Genomic DNA, 22,277 nt, shown 5'->3' on the forward strand with positions numbered 1-22,277 from the left:
GGCAAGCGCCGTAGCGTTTAAGGGGTGGATATCGTCTACAACCCCTACGATCCGCTGGTCAACGACGATCCGTTCCCCGTCTACGCCGCGCTGCGCCGTGACGCCCCGCTCTACCACAACCCCGACCTCGGCTTCTGGGCGTTGTCACGGCACGCGGACGTCTCGGCCGCGCTCGTCGACAGCGCGCTCTGCTCCAGCGACCACGGGCCCCTGCTCGACCCGGGCGCGTGGGGGCCGCACGCGCGCACGTTCCTGTCGTTCGTGGCCATGGACCCGCCCGACCACACGCGCATGCGCGGCCTCATCTCGCGCGGTTTCACCCCGCGCCGGGTGGCCGCGCTGGAGCCGATGATCCGGCAGATCGTCCGCGGCTACCTGGACAAGGCGCTGCAGAAGGGCATCTTCGACTTCGCCCGCGAGCTGTCGGCCAAGCTGCCGCTGGACGTGATCTCGGAGCTGATGGGCGTGCCGCCGGCCGACCGCTCCGACGTGCGCCGCAGGTCGGGCGCGATGCTCAGGTACGACCCGAACGGACGCCTGGCCGACGAGGCACTCAAGGGCGTGGTGTCCCTGGGCGACTACTACGCCTCCATCGTCGCCGAACGCCGGGCCGCGCCCCGCGACGACCTCGTCTCCGTCCTGGCCGCCGACAGGGAGCTGACCGACGCGGAGATCGTGTCGTTCATCTTCCTGCTGATCGGCGCGGGCGCGGAGACCACCACGCACCTGCTCAACGCCGCCTGGTACTGGGCCTGGCGCAACCCGGCGCAGCGGGCCGCCGCCTTCGCCGGGGCGATCGAGGCGTGGGTGGAGGAGTCGCTGCGGTACGACCCGCCCGCGTACGGCCTCGCCCGCCGTCTCACCACGCCCACCACCTGGCACGGCACGCCTGTCCCCGCCGGGGCGAAGATCTGGCTGCTGATCGGCTCGGCCAACCGCGACGAGCGCGTCTTCCCCGATCCCGACGCCTACGACCTGGGCCGCGACACCGGCGCGGCCATCGGCTTCGGCGCCGGTCGCCACTACTGCCTGGGCAGCGCGCTGGCCAAGCTGGAGGCCAGGGTGGCGCTGGAGGAGCTGACCGGGCTCGTCGGGCCCGGCTACGACATCGACGAGGCGCGCATCGAGCGGATCAGGCACGGCAACATCCGGGGGGTGCACCGGCTGCCGACTACCGTCGTACCTGTCTGAGTAGGCTACCTTCAGCACATGGCTGAGATCGTGTACCCGCCGGTGGTAGCCGCCGCGCGGACCCTCTTTCGCGTCCTCGACGTCCGCTTCCACCTGGAGGGGGTCGAGCACGTGCCGCGGACCGGGGGAGCGGTGCTGGTCAGCAACCACATCAGCTACCTCGACTTCATCTTCGCCGGGTTCGCCGCGCTGCCGTCCAAGCGGCTGGTGCGTTTCATGGCCAAGCAGGACGTTTTCGACCACCGCATCTCGGGGCCGCTGATGCGCGGCATGCACCACATCCCGGTGGACCGGGGGGCGGGCGCGGGCTCGTACGCGACGGCGTTGCGCATGCTGAAGGCCGGCGAGGTGGTCGGCGTGTTCGCGGAGGCGACGATCAGCCGGTCGTTCACGGTGAAGGAGATCAAGAACGGCGCCATCAGGATGGCTCAGGCCACCAAGGTGCCGGTGATCCCGGTGGCGTTGTGGGGCAGCCAGCGGATGTGGACCAAGGGGCGGCCGCGGAAGATCATGCAGCGGCACGTGCCGATGACGATCCTGGTCGGCGAGCCGATGTATCCCAAGCGCGGCGAGGACGTCAACCAGCACACCGCCGACCTGCACGCGCGGATGTCGGAGCTGGTGGACCGGGCGCAGCGGACGTACCCGGAGATCCCGCCCGGCGTGTGGTGGCAGCCGGCCCACCTGGGCGGCACGGCGCCCACCCCTGAGGAGGCGGCGGCCATGGACGCGGCCGAGGCCGAGGCGCGGGCGGCGGCGAAGAAGGACTGACCCCTTCGCCGGGCGGCGGGTTCCACCCCGTGAAGGGCGAACCCGCCGTACGCGGTGCCGCCCTTCCTGGTGGGTCAGATGGCGGCCTGGTAGGAGCTGGCGCGCATGCCGGCCAGCAGCCCCGCCGTCTGCTCGTGGGTGAAGCGGCGCACCGGGTCGTGGTACAGCAGCCCCTCGATGAGCGGCCGCATCACCCCCGCCCGGCGCGGCGGCGGGTACGGGCCGCTCCTGGCCATGCCGAGCACGGTGGCCGCGTCCTGCCCGGGGTAGGGCGGCTGGCCCTCCACGGCGCTGTAGAGCGTGGCGCCGAAGGACCACATGTCGGCCTCCTTGCTGGCCGGCCCGCCGTGCAGGCGCTCGGGCGCCATGAACGCGGGCGTGCCGCGCAGCCGCCGCGAGGTGATCATGCGGATGTCGCCCTCGGCGGTGGCGATGCCGAAGTCGGTCAGCACCACCCGGTCGCCGGTCAGCATGACGTTGGCCGGTTTGACGTCGCGGTGCAGCACCCCGGCCTGGTGCGCGGTGCGCAGTGCGGCGAGCAGGTGCTGCCCGATCGCCGCCACCGACTGCGCGGGCAGCGTGCCGACCTGTGAGAGCAGTTGGTGCAGTGAGAGCCCGTCGAGGTACTCCATGACGATCCAGAGCTTGCCGCCCTGCTCGATCAGGTCGTGGACGGTGATGATGTTCGGATGCGTGAGACCCGCGGCCATCCTGGCCTCACGCAACACCCGGCGGCGCACCATCTCGGCCTCACCGGCCAGAGTCAGCTCCTTGAGCGCCACCTCTCGGTGGAGAAGCCGATCGAACGCCCGCCAGACGACTCCCATGCCCCCACGACCGGCCTCCTCGTTCAGGAGGTACCGTCCGCCGATCTCCCGCCGCATACCGTCCCCTCATGCTCCGGGGGATAATCATGTCATCTCAGCGAACACCATAGGGTGCCTAACGTGATCTGGATATGTCGGAAAGTGTGCCTTCGCTGGTCAGGGGGCTAGAAATTCGCCGCGACAAAGCGCGCCACACCGGCATCACGGCCCCCACGCACACCGCCGCCGCGCCCAGGAAGACCGCGGGCAGCCCGGCGAACTCGGCGACCACGCCGCCCAGGGCGGCGCCCGCGGGCATGCCGCCCATGCCGATGAGCCGGTAGGCCGCGTTCACCCGGCCGAGCAGTTCGGCCGGGATGAGCCGCTGGCGGGTGGAGATCACCAGGACGTTCGCGGCGCCGCCGGTGACGCCCCACAGCAGCGCGGTCGGGTACAGCGTCCACGGGGTGGGCGCCAGCACCGGCACGGTCAGCAGCAGCGCGCTGGTCAGCCAGCAGCCCACCAGCAGCCGGCCCTCGCCGACCAGTCCGGCGGCCCGCTCGGAGAACATCGACCCGGCCACCGCGCCGGCGGCGAAGACCGTCAGCATGAGCCCGTACGCGCTGGGCGTCAGTTCCATCGCCGAGCCGGGGCCGACCGTCCAGAGCACGAGCACCGCGAAGTAGGCGGCGTTGGCGAAGTTCAGCAGCCCGGCGGAGACGGCCAGGGTGCGCAGGAAGTGCTGGGACCACAGGTAGCGCATGGCCTCGGCGATGTCCTGCCTGATCGGCCTGCGCGGCTCGCCGGTGGGGGCCGGTCTGAACGTCCCGCGCATGCCGAGCAGCAGCAGGCCGGCGACGCCGTACAGGGCCGCGGGGCCGTAGAAGAGCGCCACGGGCGCCAGCGTGACCAGGACGCCCGCCAGCGGGGCGCCGACGAAGTCGTTGCCGATCATCTGCGCGCTCTGCACGCGCCCGTTGGCGGCGGTCAGTCGCGCGGCGGGGACGGTCATCGGCAGCACCGACTGCGCGGCCAGGTCGGCGAACACCTCGGCCACACCGGCCAGCAGGACGGCCGCCAGCAGCAGCCACAGGTTCAGCAGCCCGAGCAGCCCCAGCAGGGCCGTCACGGCCAGCACGGCGGCGCGCGCGGTGTTGGCCAGCACCATGATGCGCCTGCGGTCCAGCCGGTCGGCCAGCGCGCCCGCGTGCAGCGCCAGCAGCAGCCACGGGACGGTGGCCGCCGCGCCCACCAGAGCCACCTGGACGGGCGACCGCGTCAGTGTGACGGCCAGCAGCGGCGCGCCCACCTTGAGCACGCCGTCGGCCAGATTGGACAACGCCGCCGACGACCACAGGAAACCGAACGACGCACCGAGACGGGACACGCTTCACTCCGCTAGTGTGTAAGGAAAAGTGTGCATGGATTTCTTTGCAAAGATAGGCGTGCATGGTGCGGAAGAGCAAGGGCCATTCGGCCAGGACCCTCGACGCGAACGCGCTGAAGTCGTTCGCGCACCCGCTGCGACTGCGGATCTACGAACTGATCGACGTGTACGGCCCGTCCACGGCCACGCGGCTGGCCGGGCTGCTCGGCCAGAACACCGGAGCCACCAGCTACCACCTGCGCGAGCTGGCCAGGCACGGCATGATCGAGGTGGCCGAGGGCCTGGGCCGGGGCAAGGAGAAGTACTGGCGGGTCGTCCCCGGCGGCTTCTCCTACGGCGCGCCTGACGACCCCGAGGCCGCGGGCGCGCTGCAGGTCCTGCTCGACGACCTGCTGCGGCAGCGCGCGGCCGAGCTGGCGCGCTGGCGGGAGGAGGAGGCGCACACCCCGGACGAATGGGTCCAGGCGAGCCTGCTGGCCCGCCGGTCGCTGCGCCTGACGCCCGCCGAGACGACCGCGATGCGGGACGAGGTGCTGGAGGTGCTGCAGCGCTACCGGGAGCTGTCCGACGCGCGCGACCAGGCCGCCCAGGACCCGTCACCCGATCCCTCGCCGGACCCCTCACAGGACCCCTCGCAGCACCCCTCTCTGGGCCGTGTGGTCGTGCACTTCGACGTGCTCCCCACCGGCCTCACCACGCGGGAGGCGTGAAACGCGAAACGCCCCCATGGTCACAGAAGTGACCATGGGGGCGTTGTCGCGAAATATCAGCCCATGTGCGGGTAACGGTGGTCGGTCGGCGGCACGAACGTCTCCTTGATCGTCCGGGCGTTCACCCAGCGGATCAGGTTGAAGATCGAGCCGGCCTTGTCGTTGGTGCCCGAGGCCCGGGCGCCGCCGAACGGCTGCTGGCCGACGACCGCCCCGGTGGGCTTGTCGTTGACGTAGAAGTTGCCCGCGGCGAAGCGCAGGCGCTCCGACGCCGAGGCGATCGCGTACCGGTCCTGGGCGATGATCGACCCGGTCAGCGCGTAGGGAGCGATGCCCTCCATCTGGTCGAGCACCTGGTCGAAGTCGCGGTCCTCGTAGACGTGCACGCCGAGGATCGGGCCGAAGTACTCCTTGACGAAGATCTCGTCGGCCGGGTCGGCGCACTCCAGGATCGTCGGCTTGACGAAGTAGCCGACGCTGTCGTCGTAGGAGCCGGTGAGCACGTCGATGTTCGAGGCCGCGCGCGCCCGGTCGATCGCCTCCTTGTGCTTGGCGAACGCCCGGTCGTCGATGACCGCGCCCATGAACGTCGACAGGTCGCCCGTCACGTCGCCCACGGTCAGCGACTCGGCGACGGAGACGAACTCGTCACGCATCCGGCTCCACACCGAGCGCGGGACGTAGGCGCGCGAGGCGGCCGAGCACTTCTGGCCCTGGTACTCGAACGCGCCGCGGACCAGCGCGGTCGTCAGCACCGCCGGGTCGGCCGACGGGTGGGCCAGCACGAAGTCCTTGCCGCCGGTCTCGCCGACGATGCGCGGGTAGCCGTGGTAGGAGGCGATGTTCGCGCCGACCGTGCCCCACAGGTGCTGGAAGGTGTGGGTGGAGCCGGTGAAGTGGATGCCGGCCAGGGCCGGGTGGGCCATCGCGACCTGCGAGACGGCCTGGCCGTTGCCCGTGACCAGGTTGATCACGCCCGGCGGCAGGCCGGCCTCCTCCAGCAGCCGCATGGTGAAGTGCGCGGCGAACTGCTGGGTGGGCGACGGCTTCCAGACCACCACGTTGCCCATCAGTGCCGCCGAGGTCGGCAGGTTGCCGGCGATGGCGGTGAAGTTGAACGGCGTGATCGCCAGCACGAAGCCCTCGAGGGGCCGGTACTCCATCCGGTTCCACACGCCCGGCGAGGAGATCGGCTGGTCGGTGTAGAGCTGGCGGGCGTAGGACACGTTGAAGCGCAGGAAGTCGATCAGCTCACAGGCCGCGTCGATCTCCGCCTGCTGCACCGACTTCGACTGGCCCAGCATGGTGGCCGCGTTCAGCGTGGCCCGCCACGGGCCGGCCAGCAGGTCGGCGGCCTTGAGGAAGATCGCCGCCCGCTCGTCGAACGACAGCGCCCGCCAGGCGGGCGCCGCGCGCAGGGCGCTGTCGATGGCGTCCTGCACGTCCTGAGCCGTAGCGTCGTTGGTACGGCCCAGGACGGAGGCATGGTTGTGCGGCTGCACCACGTTGATGGGCGCGCCGCCGCCGAGCCGCTGCTCGCCGTCGATGGTCATGGCCAGGTCGATGGACGACCCCGCGAGCTGCTTGATGCGCTCTTCCAGGGCGACCCGCTCGGCGCTGCCGGGCGCGTAGCCGTAGATCCGCTCGTTGGCGGGAACGGGGACGTTGCTGATGGCATCCATTTACTTACCCCCAAGGGCACGAAGGAAGAAGGCGACGTTGGCCGGGCGCTCGGCGAGGCGGCGCATGAAGTAGCCGTACCAGTCGTCGCCGTAGGGGACGTAGACACGAACGGTGTGGCCGGCCCCTGCCAGGGCCTCCTGCCGGTCGGTCCGGATTCCGTAGAGCATCTGGTACTCGTAGTCGCCGACGCTCCGGCCGAACCTGTCGGCCAGCAGCTCGGTGATCGAGATCAGCCGGTCGTCGTGCGTGGCCACCATGGGGTAACCCTTCCCCGCCATGAGGATGCGCAGGCATCGCACGTACGCCTTGTCCACGGCCGACTTGTCCTGGTGCGCGACCGAGGCGGGCTCCCGGTAGGCGCCCTTGACCAGCCGCACGCGCGAACCCTCCGCCGCCAGGTCGCGGCAGTCCTCCTCGCTGCGGAACAGGTACGACTGGATGGCCACGCCGGTCGACGGGTGGTCCTCGCGCAGCTTGCGCAGGATGCCCAGCGTCGAGTCGACGGTGGTGTGGTCCTCCATGTCGAGCGTCACGGTCGAGCCGTTGGCCGCGGCGGCGGCGCAGATCTCCCGCGCGTGCTCCAGGGCCATCGCGTCGTCGAGCTCCTGCCCGATCGCCGACAGCTTCACCGACACCTCGCCCCGGCGGCCCAGCTCCAGCGGGCGCACGGCCTCCAGCAGCGTGATGTACGCCCGCGCGGTGGCCGCGGCGGCGTCCGCGTCGCGCGTCTCCTCACCCAGGTGGTCCACCGTGACGGCGAGGTTGGCGTCGCGCAGCCGCTCGATGGCGGCGCGGGCCTGCTCAACGCCTTCGCCCGCGACGAACCGCTCGACCACCTTCCTGGTGAGCGGGAAGCCTGACACGGAACGGCGCACGATCCCGCTCCGAGAGGCGGCAAGTAGCAGTTGACCCAGCATGGCTTCAGTCTAAAAACCCAGCTCAGGGCAGGGCTATGAACGCGCGTAACGCACGATGTGGCAGGCTGTCATACAAATGCACAACACCTCTGACCTACAGGAAATCGTCGACGAGATCGCCACCCGGCTGGGGGCGTCCGCGACGCTGGAGGACCGGTCGTTCCGCCTGCTCGCCTACGGCGCTCAGCACGGCGACATCGACACCGTCCGCCAGGAGTCGATCCTGCGCCGGCGCGCCACCGGCGAGGTACGCGACTACTTCGAACGCTACGGCATCGCCAAGGCCGCCGGGCCCGTCAGGATCCCGGCCGACGACGATCTCAAGGTGCTCGCCCGGGTCTGCTGGCCGCTGCGTCACGGTGACGTCACCTACGGTTACCTGTGGCTGCTCGACTCCGGCTCGCTCACCGACGACCGGCTGGCCGGCGCGGGGCCGCTGGTGGCCAAGGCCGCGAGCGCGCTCGCCCAGGAGGCCAGGAGCAGGCAGGACCTCGGCCGCGGGCTGAGCGCGCTGCTGTCGTCCGACCCCGAGGAGCGCGCCGAGGCCTCCATCGAGGTGGAGGGCCCGGTCACCGCCGTCGCGGTACGCGAGTCCGAGGAGCGGGTGGCCGCGCTGTGGACGCTGCCGCGCGGCGTGCTGGCCCGCACCGGCTCGCCCGTTGCGCTGCTCGCCCCCGCCCATCTGGCCGCCGAGGTGGCCCAGACCGTGCGGAGCGCGTACGGCACCGCGGCCGGCGTCGGCACGGCCAGGACCGATCCGGCCGACGCCTGGCAGAGCTGGCGCGAGGCCCGCCAGGCGCTGCGCATCGCCGAGCACTTCCCGCGCTTCGCCCCGATCGCCCGCTGGGAGGACCTGGGCGCGCACCGCCTGCTGGCCCGGCTCGGCCAGTCGGACCTGCGCGAACTGGCCGCCGAGGCGGCCTCGCTCGACGCCGAGCTGGCCCAGACCCTGGAGGTCTACCTCGACCACGGCGGCCACGTCCAGAAGACCGCGGCCGAGCTGGGCGTGCACCGCCAGACCCTGTACTACCGGCTGGGCAAGGCCGAGCGGCTGACGCACCGCGACCTGGCCGACGGCGACGACCGGCTGGCCGTGCACCTGGCGCTGAAAGCCGCGAGGCTACTGTGACAGCTGGTAGATCTTGACCCAGTCGACGTACATCGAGACGGTGTCGGGCGTCGTGGAGTCGCGGCAGCGCGGCTCGCACACCACGTCGTTCTGCAGCGCCAGGCCCATCGGCCGGCCCTCGGGCACGTGCGGGCCGCGGTAGTCCCACACCTTCCTGCCGTCCAGCCAGAACGTCATGCGCCCGGGCAGCCAGTCGACCGCCACCGTGTGCCACTTGGTGAAGTCGGCCCGCAGCGTCTTGCGTGCCCGGTCGTGGCCGGAGTGGATGAAGATGCCGCCGCCCTGCCTCTTGGGATCGACGATCTCGGCGAAGTCGACCTCGGCGTAGTCGTCGCCCTCGCCCTGCCTGGTCGGCCAGAGCAGCGCCACCGGCGTGTAGCCGTTGCCCGCCTCGGCCTTGAACCTGACCTCCCAGCGGCCGTACTTCTGGGCCCGCTTGGTGGCGATGCCGCCCGACAGGTCCTTGCCGCCGTACCTGCCGCCCTTGAGACGCAGCACGCCGTTCGAGACGGTGGCCGCCCGGCCGGTGCGCGGGTTGGTCTCCGCCTGCGGCGAGTGGTAGATCATCCATTTGCCGGTGTCGACCGACGAGCCGTTGAAGTTCTCGACGAGGACCGGCTTGCCCCAGCCCGCCGTCGCCTGCGCGCTCTGAGGGAGGCCGGCGGCTGTGATGAGCACCGCCGCCGCCACGATCGAAGTGCGTGAGGACATGCGGTCTATCGAAGCAAAGATTTCACTCGGGTAACACCCCAACAGTCCCATTCGCCCCATCGGCGTCATGCTTCGCGGCGCCCGACCGGCAGGTGGCCGCTGCCACCTGCCGGGGCCGGGGGCTCGTCAGGCGCAGGCCGCCTCGTAGACCCGGACCAGCTCCTGGCTGACGCGCTCCCACGAGTAACGCGAGCGGGCGCGGTCGGCGCCGGCGTAGCCGAGCGCGGTACGCAGCGTGGGGTCGCACAGCAGCTCGCGGGCCAGCCTCGCGGTACGCGCCGGGCGGTCCGGCGGCACCAGCAGGCCGGTGACGCCGTCGATGACCGAGTCCAGGTGCGCGCCGACGGCCGAGGCGATCACCGGCACGCCGCAGGCCATCGCCTCCAGCGCGACGATGCCCGTCACGGCCTCGCGCGGCACCGAGATGACCGCGTCGGCGCTGCGCATGAGCTTGGGCACCGCGGCCCGCTTCACCTGGCCCAGCAGCGTGACCCGGTCGGCGACGCCGAGCTGCTCGGCCAGCGCGCGCAGGCGCCGGACGTCCCTGTCCTGTTCCAGGTCCTCGGGCTCGGGCCCGCCCGCGATGACGAACTCGACGTCGGTGAGCCCCGGCAGGGCCCGCACGACCGTGTACGCCCCGCGATCCGGGGTCAGCGGGCCGACGTGCAGCAGGCGCTTGCGCGCGCCCTTGCCGGCCACGGGCCCCTGGCGGTGGAAACGCTCGGTGTCGACGCCGTACGGCACGACCGCGATGTTGTGACGCGGCACGCCCAGCCTGATCAGCGCGGACTCCTCGTCGCCCGAACCGGCGATGACCGCGTTCGCGCGGCGGCCGAGTGCCCGCTCCAGCTTCATGTGCGTGGTGTCCATCGTGTGGAACGTCTGCGTCACCGGCACGCCCAGGTCCTTGGCGCCGCTCACCGCGGCCAGGCCGCACGTCCACGAGTGGGCGTGGATCACGTCGGGCCGGTCCTGGTTCCAGCGCTTGGTCAGGTGCGCGCCCACGTCGTTCAGGTACGGCACCACGTCGTCGGGCGACAAGTCCGTGGCCGGGCCCACGTCGATGTGCTCCAGCGTGACCCCCGGGGACACCCGCGTCTTGGGCTTTCCCTCGGTGTTGTCACGGCGGGAGTAGATGGTGACTTGGTGCTCGCGGCCCAGCTCACGTGCGACGGCGAGAATGCGGTGGCGCTGGTTACCTGCGGCGGAAGCGACGATCGCGATATTCATGGCACACCTCAAGCGTGGAAAGCGTTCAAGGCGTGCCTGCGTCTTAGGCACTTCTGTCTACGACTCGACCATACCCAGGTTTGAGCTCACCGCAAACCCCTTCAGATCAGACACCTCGCAGAGCCAGGACGACGATCTCGTCCCAGACCTGCCCGCCGGAGAAGACGCTTCTGTCCGCCTCTATGGCCTTGACCACGGTCGATGGCGCCTGGCCCGCGCACCGGCCGAGCATGTCGGCCAGCCGTTCCTCGCCGTACGGTTCGCCGGCCTCGTTCCTGGAGGAGATGAGCCCCTCCGAGTACAGCACCAGCGTCTCGCCGACGCGCAGCGTCAGCTCCTCCGTGCCGGTCTCCGCCTCTGGCGAGATGCCCAGCGGCACCCCGCCGCCGGCCGCGAAACGCACGTTGCCGTCGGGCTGCAGCAGCGCGGCCGGATGGTGCCCGGCCGAGGCCAGGCGGATGCGCCTGCCCTGCACGAACCCGGCCAGAGCCATCACGAACATGCCCGTGCCCTGCGCCACCAGGGCCTCGTTGACCTTGCGAATCACCAGGCCGGGATCGTCGTCCCAGACGCTGAGCACGCGCAGCCCGCCGCGCACCATGGCGCTGACCGAGGCCGCCTCCTCGCCCTTGCCCGCCGCGCCGCCCATCGCGAAGCCCCAGCCGCCCGAGACCGGGAACACGTCGTAGAACTCCGCGCCCACCGACGCGCCCGGATGGTAGATCGCCGCGGCCTCGTAACCGGGCACGTTGGGCAGGTTGCGCGGCGCCACGCTGGCCGACAGCGCGTCGGCCGCCCGCGACCGGCTCTGGAAGCTGCTCTGCGCCCGCACCGCCAGCCCGAGCTGCAGCCCCACCTCCTGCAGCACGCTCAGGTCCGCCAGCGTGAACGGCGGCTTGTCGTGCGTGCGCACCAGGGTCAGCGCGCCGTCCCCGGCGCCGATCGGCACGCACACCAGCGAGCCCGCGCCCATCGCGGTCAGCAGCGGCCCCTCGGCGCAGAAGCCGAGCAGCGTCTCGTCGTCCACCATCTCGTGCACCACGCCGGACCTGCGCTCCAGCACCTGCGACACCACCTGGCTGCCGGCCGGGTCGCACGACTCCACCTGCCGCGCCAGGTCGCCCACCGGGTGGCTCTTGGGCGCGACCACGATCGAGCGGCGGGGCAGCCCGTCGCGCACCATGTCCGCGATCACCCAGTCCGCCCAGTCGGCGGCCAGCATGCGCGTGGTGCGCGGCAGCGCCACCGGCTGGCGCAGCGCCTCCTCGTCGAGCAGCAGCGTGGCGGTCCTGGTCAGCAGGTCCTGGCGTCTGGCCGCGGCGATCAGCAGCGCGCCGTCGGACTGCTCGGGCCGGCGCGCGCCCGGCTCGGGCAGCTGCACCTCGGTGGGCAGCGCCACCGCCGCCACCATCTGCTGCGGCTCGCCGGGCATGGTCAGCCTGGTCAGCGCGAGCTGGACGACGTGCGTGCGGCCCTGGTGCGCCAGCCGCGTCTCGAACGCCGACGGCTGCCCGGTCTGCAGCACCGACGTCAGGTGGGAGCGGAACGCCGCCCGCCGCGAGACGTCCACCAGCAGCGGGAACGACCGCCCGACCAGGTAGCCGTCGGGGCTGCCGAGCACGCGCGAGGTCTCCGGGTTGATCCGCCTGACCACGCCGCCGCCGTCGAGCACGATCACCGGCACCGGGAAGGCGCGGAACACCTGGCGCAGCAGCTTCAGCTCGCGCTGCCCGGCGTCCTTCTTGCCGCCACGCTTGGGTGATTTGCGTAGTTCTACGCGGGCTTCGTGCAGCAGCTCCGCCGCGGTGTCGAGCTCGGCGAGCGCCGCGTCTAGGGTAGGCGCGAGGTCGGAGGGGTACGCGGCCCTCGCCTCACGCAGCGAGGAGACGCGACCCACCAGTGCGTCCAGCGCGTGTTCGAGGTCCGGCATGGTCATCCTCCGACGCTACGCCACAGGGGATATAGCTAGCCATAAGGGGTAGGTGCTTGTTGCTATGGAATCGACGGCGATGATCACCCCCGGCCTCGCCCGTGACTTGGCGGCGCTGGGGCGACTGGGCGAGGACACCTCCACGGAGAGCGTGCTGCGCGGCCTCACCACGGCTCTGGCCGCGGGCGTACCCGGCTGCGCCGGCGGCTCGGCCGAGCACTGGCGTGACAACCGCGTCCTGGTCTCGGGCTCGCACAGCGAGCTCATCATGCTCGTGGAGGGCGAACGCGAACTGGGCGAAGGCCCCTCGATCGCGGCCAGGCAGAGCGGCGGCCGGGCCACGGTGACCGATGTGCTCAGCGACAACCGCTGGCCGCGCTACGACGCGCTGGCCACCCGGTGGGGGGTGCGCTCGGTGCTCATCGTGCCCATCGACGTGCCGCCCGTGCTGCTGGTCGTCGGCCTGTACTCGGTGCGGCCCGGCGCGTTCTCGCCGCAGGGCGCGCACTCCCTGGCCGACATGCTGACCGAGCAGGTCGGGGTGGCCATGGCGAACATGTGGGAGTTCGACGAGGTACGCACCGACGCGGCCCAGCTGCAGGAGGCGCTGGCCGGCCGATCGGTGATCGACCAGGCCAAGGGCATCATCATGCAGACCAGCGGATGCACCGCCGAGGCCGCCTTCGAGGAACTGCGCCGCATCTCGCAGCACCACCAGGTCAAGGTGGCCGACCTGGCCAAACTGCTGGTGGACGAGCACCAGCGCAAGTCGCGCCGCTCCTGAGGGGCGCCCCCGACCCGCTTCAGCCGATGGCGGCCAGGGCGTCGTCGAGCGTGTCGTAGAGCGGGAGCCGCTGGGCCAGGCCGGTGATCCACATCACCTTCGACTTGGAGTACTCGACCCCCACCAGCGCGAACCTGGCCCCCGAGGCGAGGCTCGTCTGCCAGTGGTGGACGATCAGGCCGAGCGCGCGCGAATCCATGAACGTCACTCCGCCCAGGTCCAGGATCAGATCGGAGGCGGCCAGCGAGAGATAGTCGGCGAACTGCTCCCGCGTGGTGGCGTCGAGCACGCCGTCGACCTTGACCACGGTGATCTCGGCCACGGTCGACGACGTCAGGTTCAGGGCCGCCACGGGCCCCTCACCGTTTTCCGGCATTGTCACGGAGCAACCCTACTGTCACCGCCCGAGGGAGGAATACTTCTGCGCCAAGGGGGGAGACTGGATCCGAAGTCCAGCAGAGGGCTTTCGTCTCGAGACTAGAGCGAGGCGTGCCTCTGCCTGGGCTTTTTCTGCTGGCGGAGGCCGCCCTGCGACCCATATGAGGAGCAGCGATGGCTGTGCAGGAATACGTACTCGAGGAGATGACCGCCGAAGAACTCCTGGCCGAGATGGTCAGGGAAGACACACCCGACGGCCACAGGGAGCGGCTGCGCGAGCGCATCGTCGAGATGCACCGCCCGCTCGCCATGGAGATCGCCAGGCGCTACCGCTACCGGGGCGAGCCGTTGGAGGATCTGCTCCAGGCCGCCTATGTTGGGCTGATGAAGGCCGTCAACGGCTTCGACCCCACGCTGGGCCACGCCTTCAGGGGCTACGCCGTCGTCACGATGACCGGCGAGGTCAAGCGCCACTTCCGCGATCGCACCTGGGCCATCCGCGTCCCCCGCCTCTACCAGGAGCGACGCTCCGAGCTGAACCGGCTCGTCGCCGACCTCAGCCAGGATCTCGGGCGCTCGCCGACCGTGGCGGAGCTGGCCGCCAAGATGAACATCACCGAGGAGGACGTCCTGCTGACGCTCGACGCCTCGGCCGCCTACAGCACGCTCTCGCTCGACGCGCCGCTGGGCACCGACGACGACGCGGCCTCGCTGGGCGACGTCATCCCCGAAGACGACGACACGCTCAGCACGATGGTCGACAGGGAAGCGGTCAAGCCGCTCATCGACGCGCTTCCCTCGCGCGAGAAGCACATCCTGCTGCTACGGTTTTTCGGCAACATGACCCAGGCCGAGATCGCGGCGGAATTCGGCATCTCGCAGATGCACGTGTCCAGGATTCTGCGCAAGGTCCTGGATCAGCTACGGTCCGAGCTAGTCGGCTGAAGGTGGGCTGCCGGGTGAACGAGGACGTAGAGCCTCAGGCGGGCGCCGCGGGCCCGCCACCCGGCGCGCCCGCGAAAGAGGTCCGCTTCACGCTGCCGGACCTGCCGCGGCTGCGGCAGTTCGCGGAGAACGAGGCCCGCGCGGCCGGCATGTCCGACGAGGCGATCGGCGACTTCGTCATCGCGGTCAACGAGGTCGCCACCAACGCCGTCACCCACGGCGCGGACATCGGGCGCATGCGCACGTGGGAGACCAACGGGGGAGACCTCGTCGTGGAGATCCACGACGAGGGCGAGTGGAAGCCGGGGCCGCTGCCTGGCGCGGTCGGCGGGATGGGGCTGTGGGTCGCCCGGCTCCTGTCCGCCGACCTCGCGCTGAACGTCGGGGACGGCGGCAGCACGGTGGTCATGCGGTTCTCGGGCAAGAACTGACGCGTTCGGCGCGGTCGGGCTCAGACGGTCAGCTTCGCGAACTCGGCCGGATCGGCCACCGGATGGATGACGATCTCGTCGACCCCGGCCTGTTCCAGGGTGGCGATGCGGGCGCGGAGGTCGTCCCTGGTGCCGACCAGCGTGAGTGCGTCGATCAGTGACGGCAGGATCAGGTCCCGGTCCGCCGGTGCGATGCGTCCCAGGTAGCCGGGGTAGAGCGCGAGGTGACGGTTGGGCGCGTCGATCGTGGTGCCCCGCCGGTCGAGGAGCGCCCGCACCGCGGCGCGTTCCTCGGGGCCGAGCCCTTCGGCGAAGGCGGGGGTGTCGGCGGCGAAGGTCAGGAAGGACATGACGACGTGGCCCGTGGCGTCCCTGGCCGCGTCGCCGTAGGGGTCCTCGCCGTCGCCGAGCACGTGGAGCGCGGTCATGAGGTAGGAGCCGGTGTCGGCGGGGGCGTCCGCGGGGGCGTCGGTGGGGACGTCGGCGGCCTGCCGGCGGGCGTGATCGCGCGCGTGCCAGGCGGCGGGGTCCAGGCTCGCGAAGGAGATGACGCCGGCGCCGCGGCGGCCGGCCACGGCGGCGGCCTTCAGCCCGGTCGCGGCCACCAGGAACTCGACGGGATCGGCGGTGTTCACGTGCTGCCCGGCCTGCAGGAGCCGGATGTCGCGGACCCGGTCACCCTCGCGGTACTCGGCGGAGCCCCCGGCGCACAGGGCCTGCAGGCCGGCGGTGAACGCCTCGAGCTCGGCCATCGTGGTCGGCGGCATTCCCAGGGCGCGCCTGGCGGTGTTCCCGGTGCCGACGCCGCAGATGATCCGGCCGGGCGCCAGCGCGTTGAGCCCGGCGACCGCGCTCGCCGCCGCGGGCAGCGACCGTACCCGGGGCGAGGTCACGCCGATGCCGAGCTTGATCCGGCGGGTGACCTTGGCGCAGAGGGCCAGCGCGACGAACGGATCACCGTGGAGCAGGGGCGTGTCGTAGACCCAGAAGCTGCTGAAGCCCAGCTCCTCGGCCCGCACGGCCAGGTCTTCGACGCCGGGTTCGGCCGCGACGACGATGCCCTTGCGCATGATGCCTCCGTGACTGGATGGACGTTCATGGGCCCTCGCGGCATCCCTGGCCTTCGCCCCGCGAGCAGCCCGATCGTCTCACCGGGCAGACGTCCGTGGCGCCGAACGCGGGCGGCGAGATGTCATTGGGCCTCGCCTGAGTCGCCCGGGGCCGGGATGATCCGGGCGAGCCAGCCGTGCAGCACCGCGAGCGCGCTCTCTGCGCTGCGCTGCCCGGCCAGTACGGCGATTCCCAGCCCGGCAGCCATGGCCAGGAGGACCACGGCCTCGGCGCGGGGGTCGAGGCCCGCCGCCAGATCACCGTCGGCCCGCGCCTGGGCCAGTTGGCCGGCCACGAACGTCTCCATCGCGTCCGGGGCGGCCAGGAAGGGATGCGCGGCCAGCGCTTCGTCGGTCACGGCCAGGATCGCGTACGAGGTGTAGGCCAGGTGGAAGATCCGGCTGCGCTCGTCGGTCGGCACCGCCTCGGCCAGAACGACCTCCACCACCTCGCGCGGTCGCCGGGCGTCGATCAGCTTGGTCTTGAGCCGTTCGGCCATCTGCTCGGCGAGCCGTTGCAGCGCGAAGTGCATGAGCTGCTCTTTGGTCTCGAAGTAGTGCTGCACCAGGTGGAGTGAGACGCCCGCTTCGAGCGCGACAGCCCGCATGGTGACGGCGTGCAGCCCGCGCGCGCCCATCACCCGCAAGAGCGCCTCGACGATGTCATGACGCCGGCTTTCGCGGTTCTCGGCGCGGCTCATCTGACCTCCATGGACACAGTTTCAGAAACTTGGTACATCTGTACCCTATACACATGTACCAAGTTCTGGAAGGCGGCACCCGAATGGACGGCGGCACTCGCACCAGCGTGGGACATTTCACCAACGAGCGCATCGAACGGGAGTTCCGGACCGCTTACGCGGCCGCGATGGCGTTATGGCCGCCTCACGAGAGCATCGACGTGGCCACCGAATACGGCACCACCAGGGCCTACCGCTACGGTCAGGGGACCGGCGTGCCGATCGTGCTGCTCCACGGCCACGGCGCGAACTCCTCGAACTGGTATCACCAGGTCGCCGAGCTCGGACGCCACCACCCCGTCTACGCGATCGACACCATCGACGACCCGGGCGCCAGCGTCCAGCGCCGGCCGGTCGCCGACTCTCCCGCCGCCGCCGACTGGCTGGCGCAGTCGCTGGCCGGCCTCGGGCTGGACGCGGTGCATCTGGCCGGGCTCTCCTACGGCGGCTGGCTGGTGCTCAACCAGGCCATCCACCGGCCGGAACAGCTCGTCTCCATCACCCTGCTCGACCCCGGCGGCCTGGCCAAGGTGCCACTCCGCTTCATGCTCAGCCTGCTGGCGACGCTGTTCGCGATGCAACTGCCGAAGTCCTGGCGGCGCGTGCCGGCCCGCCTGCTGGGCGAGCAGGCCCTGGTCGAGCGGGCCGAGATCATGGATCCGGTGCTGCTCGGCGCTCGCGGATACCGTCCGAACCGCAGCCCCGCCCGCCGGTTCACCGACGACGAACTGCGCCGGGTCACCGTTCCGGTGCAGCTCATCATGGGCGAGCGCACCAAGCTGCTCCGCCCCGCCCACGCGCTCGCCCGCGCCAGGCGGTTCCTGCCGGTACGCCGTGCGGAGATCGTGCCCGGCGTCGGCCACGCGATCCCTCTAGAGGCGCCCGCACTGGTCACCGACCGCATTCTCACCTTCATCGAGCAGACGGCCGAGCGGGGCGGCGTCGCGGCGGATCCCGAGTAGAACCCGCCGCGAGCCGGTCCTTCGCGGTCGGTGGAACCGGCGCGCATCAGCGGTGCTGGACGGCCAGCGGGGCGAGGGCGGCGTCCACGGCGTCGGTGAGGCGGCGGGGGTCGGCTTCGGCCCGGGCGACGACGTGGAGCCCCTGCATGAGCGCGAGCAGCAGCCGCGCCTGGGCCGCGCAGTCGATGTCCGGGACGACCTCACCGGATCGCTGCGCGGCACGGAGCGCCGACTCCAGGCCGGTCTCCAGCGCGCCGAACCCACCGCGGACGAGCCTTCCCGCCGCCTCGTCCGCGGGAAGCAGCTCGGCCGCGGTGTTGCCCAGCATGCAGCCGCGTCCTGGAGTGCTCCGCGCGGCGTCCAGGACGCTCAGCAGCAACTCGCGGATTCGCGGCAGAACGGGAGGCCCGGCGGCGGCGACCTCGGTCGCCTGCTCCTGGGCGGCGTCCACGTAACGCGCGAGGGCGCGCAGAAAGAGCGTGTGCTTGTCGCCGTAGGCGGCGTACAGGCTGCCCGGTAACACGCCGAGCTCTCCCTTGAGGTCTCGCAGGGAGGTCGCCGCGAAGCCGCGCCGCCAGAAGATCTCGAGCGCGCCCTGGACGACCTGATCGTCGTCGAAGGAGCGCGGACGGCCGGTTCGTGGCATGGCCGCATCCTACGACTTCTTGACAGACCGTTCAAGAAGTGCCATCGTCACCGGCATGACTTCTTGGTCGAACGATCAAGAAGTTGACGGCCGCCACTTCGAGGAGGTCCGCTGTGAGACGGCTTTTCCTGCACATCAACGTGTCGCTGGACGGCTACATCACCACCCCGGCCGGCGACATCGACTGGCGATTCGCCGACGAGGAGTTCGAACGCCACATCGACGCGCTCCTGGAGTCGATCGACGGGATGGTCTTCGGCCGCACGGCCTTCGAGCAGCTGGCCGCGTACTGGCCGACGGCCGGGGACGAGGTCTCCGCCACGCAGCGACGCCGGATGCACGAACTGCCGAAGTACGTCATGTCCCGCACCCTGCGGCGGACCCGGTGGCACAACTCCCACGTGCTCGGCGAGGACCTCGCCGCCGGCCTGCTCGAACTCAAGCGTCAAGGCGGGCGCGACCTCGCGCTCTTCGCCGGCGGTCAGGCCGCCACCTCCGCCGTCCGCCTCGGCGTCGTGGACCAGCTCCGGCTCGTGATCAATCCCGTCCTGCTCGGCGGCGGGACGCGCCTGTTCGACGACACGTATCCGACGACGGATCTCCAGCTCACCGACACGCACCGGTTCGCCTCCGGCGCGCTGCTCCTCACCTACGACGTGGCGGCGTCGAGCGCGGAGCGGTAGACGGCCTTTCCCGCGATCACATAACACGTCGATGATCCGCGGACGGGCCGCCGGGATTTCGGGGCAGAGGCGGCCCTTTCCCCTGGCTCTCCATCTGTCGTGCGAATCCTCACCGACCTGTAAGCCCCGTGGCAGTATCCGGCCGTAGACGCCGGTAGCGGGTCATGAGTTCGCGTAAGAGTCGTCAAAGATTGTTGACCGTCCACTGTCGGGGTGGCGCGCGGCGTCGCGACCTGGCCGGTCTTACTTTCAGTCATGCTCCCTATCGGGAGCGTGATCGAAAGGAATTCTCATGGTCTTTCGCACCGTGTCAGGCGCGCTCGCGCTGACGGCCGCCGGTCTCATCATGGCAGCGGGTACGCCCGCGCACGCTGAAGCCCAGCCTGCGCCCACCCGTGCCACGTGGTCCCATGGCAGTGCCGCGGCCACCGTCAATTCCGATGGCAGCCTGAGCAACGGCACGAACATCCGCAGGACCTGGCGGACGGGCACCGGCCGGTACTGCGTCCAACTCGGCTACTCCGTGGACTCCAGGAGGTCGTTCATCCAGCTCACGCCGCGCGAGGCGCGCCGACTGCCGCACGTCGTCTACCGCCGTCCGTCCGTGACCTGCCCGCAGCACAACACCGTCACCGTCAACGTCTACGACACCAGCACCGGACGCCTGTCCAACGGCGGCTTCGACCTCCTGGCGCTCTGACCGTCGTACTCGTCGGAACGGTGCTCCACGACGGCCCGGCCACCGGGCGGCGGCTCCCAAAGGCGGACGTGGTTCCGCCCGCTCCCCTCAGCCGGCCGTCCCGGTCCCGTCGCGCACCTCGCCGCGACCCCGCTCCGCGTCAGGCGGGGCGGGGTATGCCGTGGCCCGCCCGTGGTCCCGCACGTCGACCCAAGCCACCGATCGCCGCAGGCCCACCACGGAACTCCGCAGCCTCCGTGCAGGCGTCAGTGGGCTAGGTTGTCCGGATGGATCATGGTTCATTCGCCTCTCGGGCGTCCAGGGGGAGAGGGTTCGTCGCAGCCGCGTTCCTGGTGTTACCGGTTCTCGGCGCATGCTCCGCCCCACCCGCCAACCCGGTGCTGAAGGATCCGTCCCAGTGGCCGCTGGCCAAGGTGCAGGGGCTGACCGGCTACGGGAAGCTGCCCGACGAGGCGGAACGGCCCCTGGCACAGATCGTGGTCGGCCCTTACGACATGATCGCGTGGATCAACTCCTCAGGCCGTTGCGGCCTTTCCGCCGCCGACTGGACCATCTCCGCTGACCTGATCAACTCAGAAGGACGCCCGGAGCGGGACAAGGGCTTCTCCGGACCGGTGGAGCCGGCGGTCGGGACATCCCACGAGAACAAAGTCAGCCTCTTCTGCGCCTCCACCAGGATGCTGATCAGGGTCGAGGGGGAGACGTCCGGGCCTTTCGTCTCCGGCGACGCGGTGGCGAACCTCGTCAGCGGAGGGCTCAATGCCGTCGTCGGGCCAGAGGAAGCACGGTGGGAGTCGCTACCCGGCGCAAGCGTGACAAGGGGCGGATGACGCAGGCACCACCGCAACCTGAGCGCCCGGCAGAATCATCTGTGGGCGGAGATCATCGACTGTGGGCGTTTCGCCGCGGCCTGAGCCGGGCGAGGCCGCGCTGGGAGTTGCTGCGCGAGTTCCAGCCGGAGTGGGGCTGCGAACCGCCGGGTGGCGAGCCGGCCTGGCCGCGCGGGGTGGAGAGCGAGCACCACGCCTACGTGCGCGAGCTGGAGGAGCGGCAGACCGGCCGGCGGCGGGAGCCGGCCGGCGTGCCCGTTCCCAGGCGCTGGACGAGTGGTGGGACCTGCCGTTCAACTCCTTCACCTTCCAGCCGCACCTGTACGAGACCAACCCGGAATGGCCGCCCGCCGTCCACGAGGGGCCGCGAGGCCTGCCCCGGGACAACCCGGCCCGCCGTCCGCCCGCCGTCCGGGCGTGCGGCCTGGGGGCCGGTCCCGGACGGTGGCGGGACACCGGCCGGGCACAGCACGCCGGCCCCCGTCGTACTTGCCGAACACTCCGACCGGGGTTGCCACGCCGCCGCCGCACAGATGCAGCCCTACGATCGCCACTGCATGGCCGATCCCCTCGTTCTGTTCCGTTGGTTGGAGGCTTCGCCAGGAGTGCAATTCCAACACCATCCCTCGGCCTCCCCCTCGTGTGATCGAGATGCCGGAATCAGGACGTACCTTGAATGAAAATGAACAGTTTCCTAGCGAGAGCCAGTACCTCCTCCTGATGGAGCTCGGGTTCCAGAATTGGTTCAATGCCCGATGGATCAGCATTGAGGATGTCAACGAGGTAGCCCGGCGACTGCGGGTCTCGGAGATGATAACCAGATGCGACTTGCAGAGCGCCGTGAGATCGATACCGGCCAGGCCGGAGACAATGCGAGTCTGGATTTCATCTCTTGCCCCTGGCTGGTCTCATATTATTTGTCTCGGTGGTCAGATGCCGTCCTCCCCCGAGGACCTTACCATCGGTGGTCATCGTCTTTTCGAAATCAACTTCCTCGGGGCGGTCGGCGAGGTGGATTTGCCGTACTACTCCGAGGACGGGGAAGGCTATGCCGAAGGTCTGGGATTGGAGAAATACAGAGGCTATTGGGAAGGACTGGAAATTCTTCCGCAGTCACTGGAAGAAGAGATGGAGATGTTTCTGACCCTCCTCGGCAGAATCACGGGTAGATTCCTCGACCGCGATTGGGCTTCATCACAGGGGCTGCTGTGCAGAGTGCCATAGGCCTTGACCTGGATTCTTCAGCGGGCTGGGTTGCGTGAGCGGCTCCGCGGTTTGCCCGGAATGTCCCCAAGGCGGTTAGGGTGCGCGCTGCTGCCGCCGATGGGGCTGCTGCCCTGGCGGGAACTCGGGGCGGAGACCACCGCGTACGGCGCGCCCGATGCGATCGTCCTGCACGACGCGGGTGGGGGCGAGGGCGCCGAGATCATCACGATCGGCCGTACGCGCGAGGCGCTGGAGCGACTGGGTCGCGAACTGGGCGTCGAGCCGGCCGTCGCCTGAACGGAACCCGGTCGGCGCCCGCCGGGTCGCGTGGTGCGTGTTCAGGGAGACGTCCGTGCCGGCGTGAGCGCGGATTTCAGAGCGACCAACACGATTTCCTC

The 22,277-nt window shown here is 70.6% G+C and carries 24 protein-coding genes; 13 read left to right on the forward strand and 11 right to left on the reverse strand.

Annotation, left to right across the window (positions count from 1 at the left end):
• Nucleotides 1–24: 24 nt before the first annotated feature.
• Nucleotides 25–1,191 (forward strand): cytochrome P450, encoded by a 1,167-nt coding sequence (locus tag HII36_RS19335; RefSeq protein WP_173524613.1) that lies wholly within the window; start codon nt 25–27, stop codon nt 1,189–1,191.
• A gap of 18 nt (nt 1,192–1,209) precedes the next feature.
• Nucleotides 1,210–1,962, forward strand: coding sequence for a lysophospholipid acyltransferase family protein (locus HII36_RS57915; protein ID WP_173524614.1), 753 nt, complete (start codon nt 1,210–1,212; stop codon nt 1,960–1,962).
• 74 nt (nt 1,963–2,036) lie between these two features.
• Here the strand turns inward: HII36_RS57915 and HII36_RS19345 are convergent, their stop codons facing one another.
• Nucleotides 2,037–2,846 (reverse strand): serine/threonine-protein kinase, encoded by an 810-nt coding sequence (locus HII36_RS19345; RefSeq protein ID WP_173524615.1) that lies wholly within the window; start codon nt 2,844–2,846, stop codon nt 2,037–2,039.
• Nucleotides 2,847–2,904: 58 nt separating this feature from the next.
• On the reverse strand, nt 2,905–4,155 hold the full coding sequence (locus tag HII36_RS19350; RefSeq protein WP_173524616.1) for an MFS transporter: 1,251 nt from the start codon (nt 4,153–4,155) through the stop codon (nt 2,905–2,907).
• A gap of 62 nt (nt 4,156–4,217) precedes the next feature.
• On the opposite strand from HII36_RS19350, the gene HII36_RS19355 reads away from it, so the two are divergent.
• A complete protein-coding gene (locus HII36_RS19355; protein ID WP_173524617.1) occupies nt 4,218–4,865 on the forward strand; it encodes an ArsR/SmtB family transcription factor in 648 nt (215 codons plus the stop codon).
• Nucleotides 4,866–4,921: 56 nt separating this feature from the next.
• On the opposite strand, the gene pruA is transcribed toward HII36_RS19355, so the two are convergent.
• Together pruA and HII36_RS19365 are read right to left on the reverse strand one after the other, a co-directional pair.
• Nucleotides 4,922–6,547: an L-glutamate gamma-semialdehyde dehydrogenase gene (gene pruA, locus HII36_RS19360; RefSeq protein ID WP_173524618.1), complete on the reverse strand. Its 1,626-nt coding sequence runs from the start codon at nt 6,545–6,547 to the stop codon at nt 4,922–4,924.
• Entirely contained in the window at nt 6,548–7,465 is a 918-nt protein-coding gene (locus HII36_RS19365) for a proline dehydrogenase family protein (RefSeq protein WP_173524619.1), read from the reverse strand. It abuts the gene before it with no gap.
• Between the two features lie 76 nt (nt 7,466–7,541).
• Here HII36_RS19365 and HII36_RS19370 point away from each other — a divergent pair, with 76 nt between their 5' ends.
• The gene (locus HII36_RS19370; RefSeq protein ID WP_173524620.1) at nt 7,542–8,594 is read left to right on the forward strand and encodes a PucR family transcriptional regulator; all 1,053 of its coding nucleotides are present in this window, start codon (nt 7,542–7,544) and stop codon (nt 8,592–8,594) included.
• Here HII36_RS19370 and HII36_RS19375 read toward each other — a convergent pair.
• From HII36_RS19375 to HII36_RS19385, 3 genes are all read right to left on the reverse strand, one after another.
• Entirely contained in the window at nt 8,586–9,305 is a 720-nt protein-coding gene (locus HII36_RS19375; RefSeq protein WP_173524621.1) for a glycoside hydrolase family 16 protein, read from the reverse strand. The genes HII36_RS19370 and HII36_RS19375 overlap by 9 nt on opposite strands.
• A 126-nt stretch (nt 9,306–9,431) precedes the next feature.
• Entirely contained in the window at nt 9,432–10,535 is a 1,104-nt protein-coding gene (locus HII36_RS19380; RefSeq protein ID WP_173524622.1) for a glycosyltransferase, read from the reverse strand.
• A 106-nt stretch (nt 10,536–10,641) separates the two neighbouring features.
• Nucleotides 10,642–12,471 carry a SpoIIE family protein phosphatase gene (locus HII36_RS19385; protein ID WP_236003651.1) on the reverse strand — a complete coding sequence of 610 codons (1,830 nt, stop codon included), beginning with the start codon at nt 12,469–12,471 and terminating at the stop codon, nt 10,642–10,644.
• A 58-nt stretch (nt 12,472–12,529) separates the two neighbouring features.
• Here HII36_RS19385 and HII36_RS19390 point away from each other — a divergent pair, with 58 nt between their 5' ends.
• The gene (locus HII36_RS19390) at nt 12,530–13,249 is read left to right on the forward strand and encodes a GAF and ANTAR domain-containing protein (protein ID WP_173524623.1); all 720 of its coding nucleotides are present in this window, start codon (nt 12,530–12,532) and stop codon (nt 13,247–13,249) included.
• Nucleotides 13,250–13,268: 19 nt separating this feature from the next.
• Here HII36_RS19390 and HII36_RS19395 read toward each other — a convergent pair whose 3' ends face one another.
• Nucleotides 13,269–13,625, reverse strand: a complete 357-nt coding sequence (locus HII36_RS19395; protein ID WP_173524647.1) for an STAS domain-containing protein — start codon at nt 13,623–13,625, stop codon at nt 13,269–13,271.
• Between the two features lie 176 nt (nt 13,626–13,801).
• Between HII36_RS19395 and HII36_RS19400 the strand changes: the two genes are divergently transcribed.
• Complete coding sequence (locus HII36_RS19400) at nt 13,802–14,572, forward strand: SigB/SigF/SigG family RNA polymerase sigma factor (protein ID WP_173524624.1); 771 nt, start codon at nt 13,802–13,804, stop codon at nt 14,570–14,572.
• 14 nt (nt 14,573–14,586) lie between these two features.
• A complete protein-coding gene (locus HII36_RS56685) occupies nt 14,587–15,003 on the forward strand; it encodes an ATP-binding protein (protein ID WP_173524625.1) in 417 nt (138 codons plus the stop codon).
• Nucleotides 15,004–15,023: 20 nt separating this feature from the next.
• On the opposite strand, the gene HII36_RS19410 is transcribed toward HII36_RS56685, so the two are convergent.
• Both HII36_RS19410 and HII36_RS19415 read right to left on the reverse strand, forming a co-directional pair.
• A complete protein-coding gene (locus HII36_RS19410; RefSeq protein ID WP_173524626.1) occupies nt 15,024–16,073 on the reverse strand; it encodes an LLM class flavin-dependent oxidoreductase in 1,050 nt (349 codons plus the stop codon).
• 122 nt (nt 16,074–16,195) lie between these two features.
• Nucleotides 16,196–16,813 carry a TetR/AcrR family transcriptional regulator gene (locus tag HII36_RS19415; protein WP_173524627.1) on the reverse strand — a complete coding sequence of 206 codons (618 nt, stop codon included), beginning with the start codon at nt 16,811–16,813 and terminating at the stop codon, nt 16,196–16,198.
• A gap of 53 nt (nt 16,814–16,866) precedes the next feature.
• Between HII36_RS19415 and HII36_RS19420 the strand changes: the two genes are divergently transcribed.
• The gene (locus tag HII36_RS19420) at nt 16,867–17,814 is read left to right on the forward strand and encodes an alpha/beta fold hydrolase (RefSeq protein WP_217369692.1); all 948 of its coding nucleotides are present in this window, start codon (nt 16,867–16,869) and stop codon (nt 17,812–17,814) included.
• Between the two features lie 46 nt (nt 17,815–17,860).
• Here the strand turns inward: HII36_RS19420 and HII36_RS19425 are convergent, their stop codons facing one another.
• Complete coding sequence (locus tag HII36_RS19425) at nt 17,861–18,460, reverse strand: TetR/AcrR family transcriptional regulator (RefSeq protein WP_173524628.1); 600 nt, start codon at nt 18,458–18,460, stop codon at nt 17,861–17,863.
• Nucleotides 18,461–18,573: 113 nt separating this feature from the next.
• On the opposite strand from HII36_RS19425, the gene HII36_RS19430 reads away from it, so the two are divergent.
• The 5 genes from HII36_RS19430 (at nt 18,574) to HII36_RS19450 (ending at nt 22,176) form a co-directional block, all read left to right on the forward strand.
• A complete protein-coding gene (locus HII36_RS19430) occupies nt 18,574–19,143 on the forward strand; it encodes a dihydrofolate reductase family protein (protein ID WP_173524629.1) in 570 nt (189 codons plus the stop codon).
• 292 nt (nt 19,144–19,435) lie between these two features.
• A complete protein-coding gene (locus tag HII36_RS19435) occupies nt 19,436–19,843 on the forward strand; it encodes a hypothetical protein (RefSeq protein WP_173524630.1) in 408 nt (135 codons plus the stop codon).
• A 413-nt stretch (nt 19,844–20,256) separates the two neighbouring features.
• On the forward strand, nt 20,257–20,673 hold the full coding sequence (locus HII36_RS19440; protein ID WP_173524631.1) for a hypothetical protein: 417 nt from the start codon (nt 20,257–20,259) through the stop codon (nt 20,671–20,673).
• A gap of 720 nt (nt 20,674–21,393) precedes the next feature.
• Entirely contained in the window at nt 21,394–21,897 is a 504-nt protein-coding gene (locus tag HII36_RS19445) for a hypothetical protein (protein ID WP_173524632.1), read from the forward strand.
• A gap of 99 nt (nt 21,898–21,996) precedes the next feature.
• Nucleotides 21,997–22,176, forward strand: a complete 180-nt coding sequence (locus tag HII36_RS19450) for a hypothetical protein (RefSeq protein WP_173524633.1) — start codon at nt 21,997–21,999, stop codon at nt 22,174–22,176.
• Nucleotides 22,177–22,277: the final 101 nt, after the last annotated feature.

Origin of the sequence: Nonomuraea antri (assembly GCF_013283785.1) — a bacterium.
Taxonomy (GTDB): Bacteria; Actinomycetota; Actinomycetes; order Streptosporangiales; family Streptosporangiaceae; genus Nonomuraea; species Nonomuraea antri.

What these genes read in the sequence shown, in the direction of transcription:
- HII36_RS57915 (WP_173524614.1), top strand. Translation starts at nt 1,210, where the DNA reads ATGGCTGAGATCGTGTACCCGCCGGTGGTAGCCGCCGCGCGGACCCTC.
- HII36_RS19345 (WP_173524615.1), bottom strand. Translation starts at nt 2,846, where the DNA reads ATGCGGCGGGAGATCGGCGGACGGTACCTCCTGAACGAGGAGGCCGGT.
- HII36_RS19355 (WP_173524617.1), top strand. Translation starts at nt 4,218, where the DNA reads ATGGTGCGGAAGAGCAAGGGCCATTCGGCCAGGACCCTCGACGCGAAC.
- pruA (WP_173524618.1), bottom strand. Translation starts at nt 6,547, where the DNA reads ATGGATGCCATCAGCAACGTCCCCGTTCCCGCCAACGAGCGGATCTAC.
- HII36_RS19365 (WP_173524619.1), bottom strand. Translation starts at nt 7,465, where the DNA reads ATGCTGGGTCAACTGCTACTTGCCGCCTCTCGGAGCGGGATCGTGCGC.
- HII36_RS19370 (WP_173524620.1), top strand. Translation starts at nt 7,542, where the DNA reads ATGCACAACACCTCTGACCTACAGGAAATCGTCGACGAGATCGCCACC.
- HII36_RS19375 (WP_173524621.1), bottom strand. Translation starts at nt 9,305, where the DNA reads ATGTCCTCACGCACTTCGATCGTGGCGGCGGCGGTGCTCATCACAGCC.
- HII36_RS19380 (WP_173524622.1), bottom strand. Translation starts at nt 10,535, where the DNA reads ATGAATATCGCGATCGTCGCTTCCGCCGCAGGTAACCAGCGCCACCGC.
- HII36_RS19385 (WP_236003651.1), bottom strand. Translation starts at nt 12,471, where the DNA reads ATGACCATGCCGGACCTCGAACACGCGCTGGACGCACTGGTGGGTCGC.
- HII36_RS19390 (WP_173524623.1), top strand. Translation starts at nt 12,530, where the DNA reads ATGGAATCGACGGCGATGATCACCCCCGGCCTCGCCCGTGACTTGGCG.
- HII36_RS19395 (WP_173524647.1), bottom strand. Translation starts at nt 13,625, where the DNA reads ATGCCGGAAAACGGTGAGGGGCCCGTGGCGGCCCTGAACCTGACGTCG.
- HII36_RS19400 (WP_173524624.1), top strand. Translation starts at nt 13,802, where the DNA reads ATGGCTGTGCAGGAATACGTACTCGAGGAGATGACCGCCGAAGAACTC.
- HII36_RS19410 (WP_173524626.1), bottom strand. Translation starts at nt 16,073, where the DNA reads ATGCGCAAGGGCATCGTCGTCGCGGCCGAACCCGGCGTCGAAGACCTG.
- HII36_RS19415 (WP_173524627.1), bottom strand. Translation starts at nt 16,813, where the DNA reads ATGAGCCGCGCCGAGAACCGCGAAAGCCGGCGTCATGACATCGTCGAG.
- HII36_RS19420 (WP_217369692.1), top strand. Translation starts at nt 16,867, where the DNA reads ATGTACCAAGTTCTGGAAGGCGGCACCCGAATGGACGGCGGCACTCGC.
- HII36_RS19425 (WP_173524628.1), bottom strand. Translation starts at nt 18,460, where the DNA reads ATGCCACGAACCGGCCGTCCGCGCTCCTTCGACGACGATCAGGTCGTC.
- HII36_RS19435 (WP_173524630.1), top strand. Translation starts at nt 19,436, where the DNA reads ATGGTCTTTCGCACCGTGTCAGGCGCGCTCGCGCTGACGGCCGCCGGT.
- HII36_RS19445 (WP_173524632.1), top strand. Translation starts at nt 21,394, where the DNA reads ATGGAGCTCGGGTTCCAGAATTGGTTCAATGCCCGATGGATCAGCATT.
- HII36_RS19450 (WP_173524633.1), top strand. Translation starts at nt 21,997, where the DNA reads ATGGGGCTGCTGCCCTGGCGGGAACTCGGGGCGGAGACCACCGCGTAC.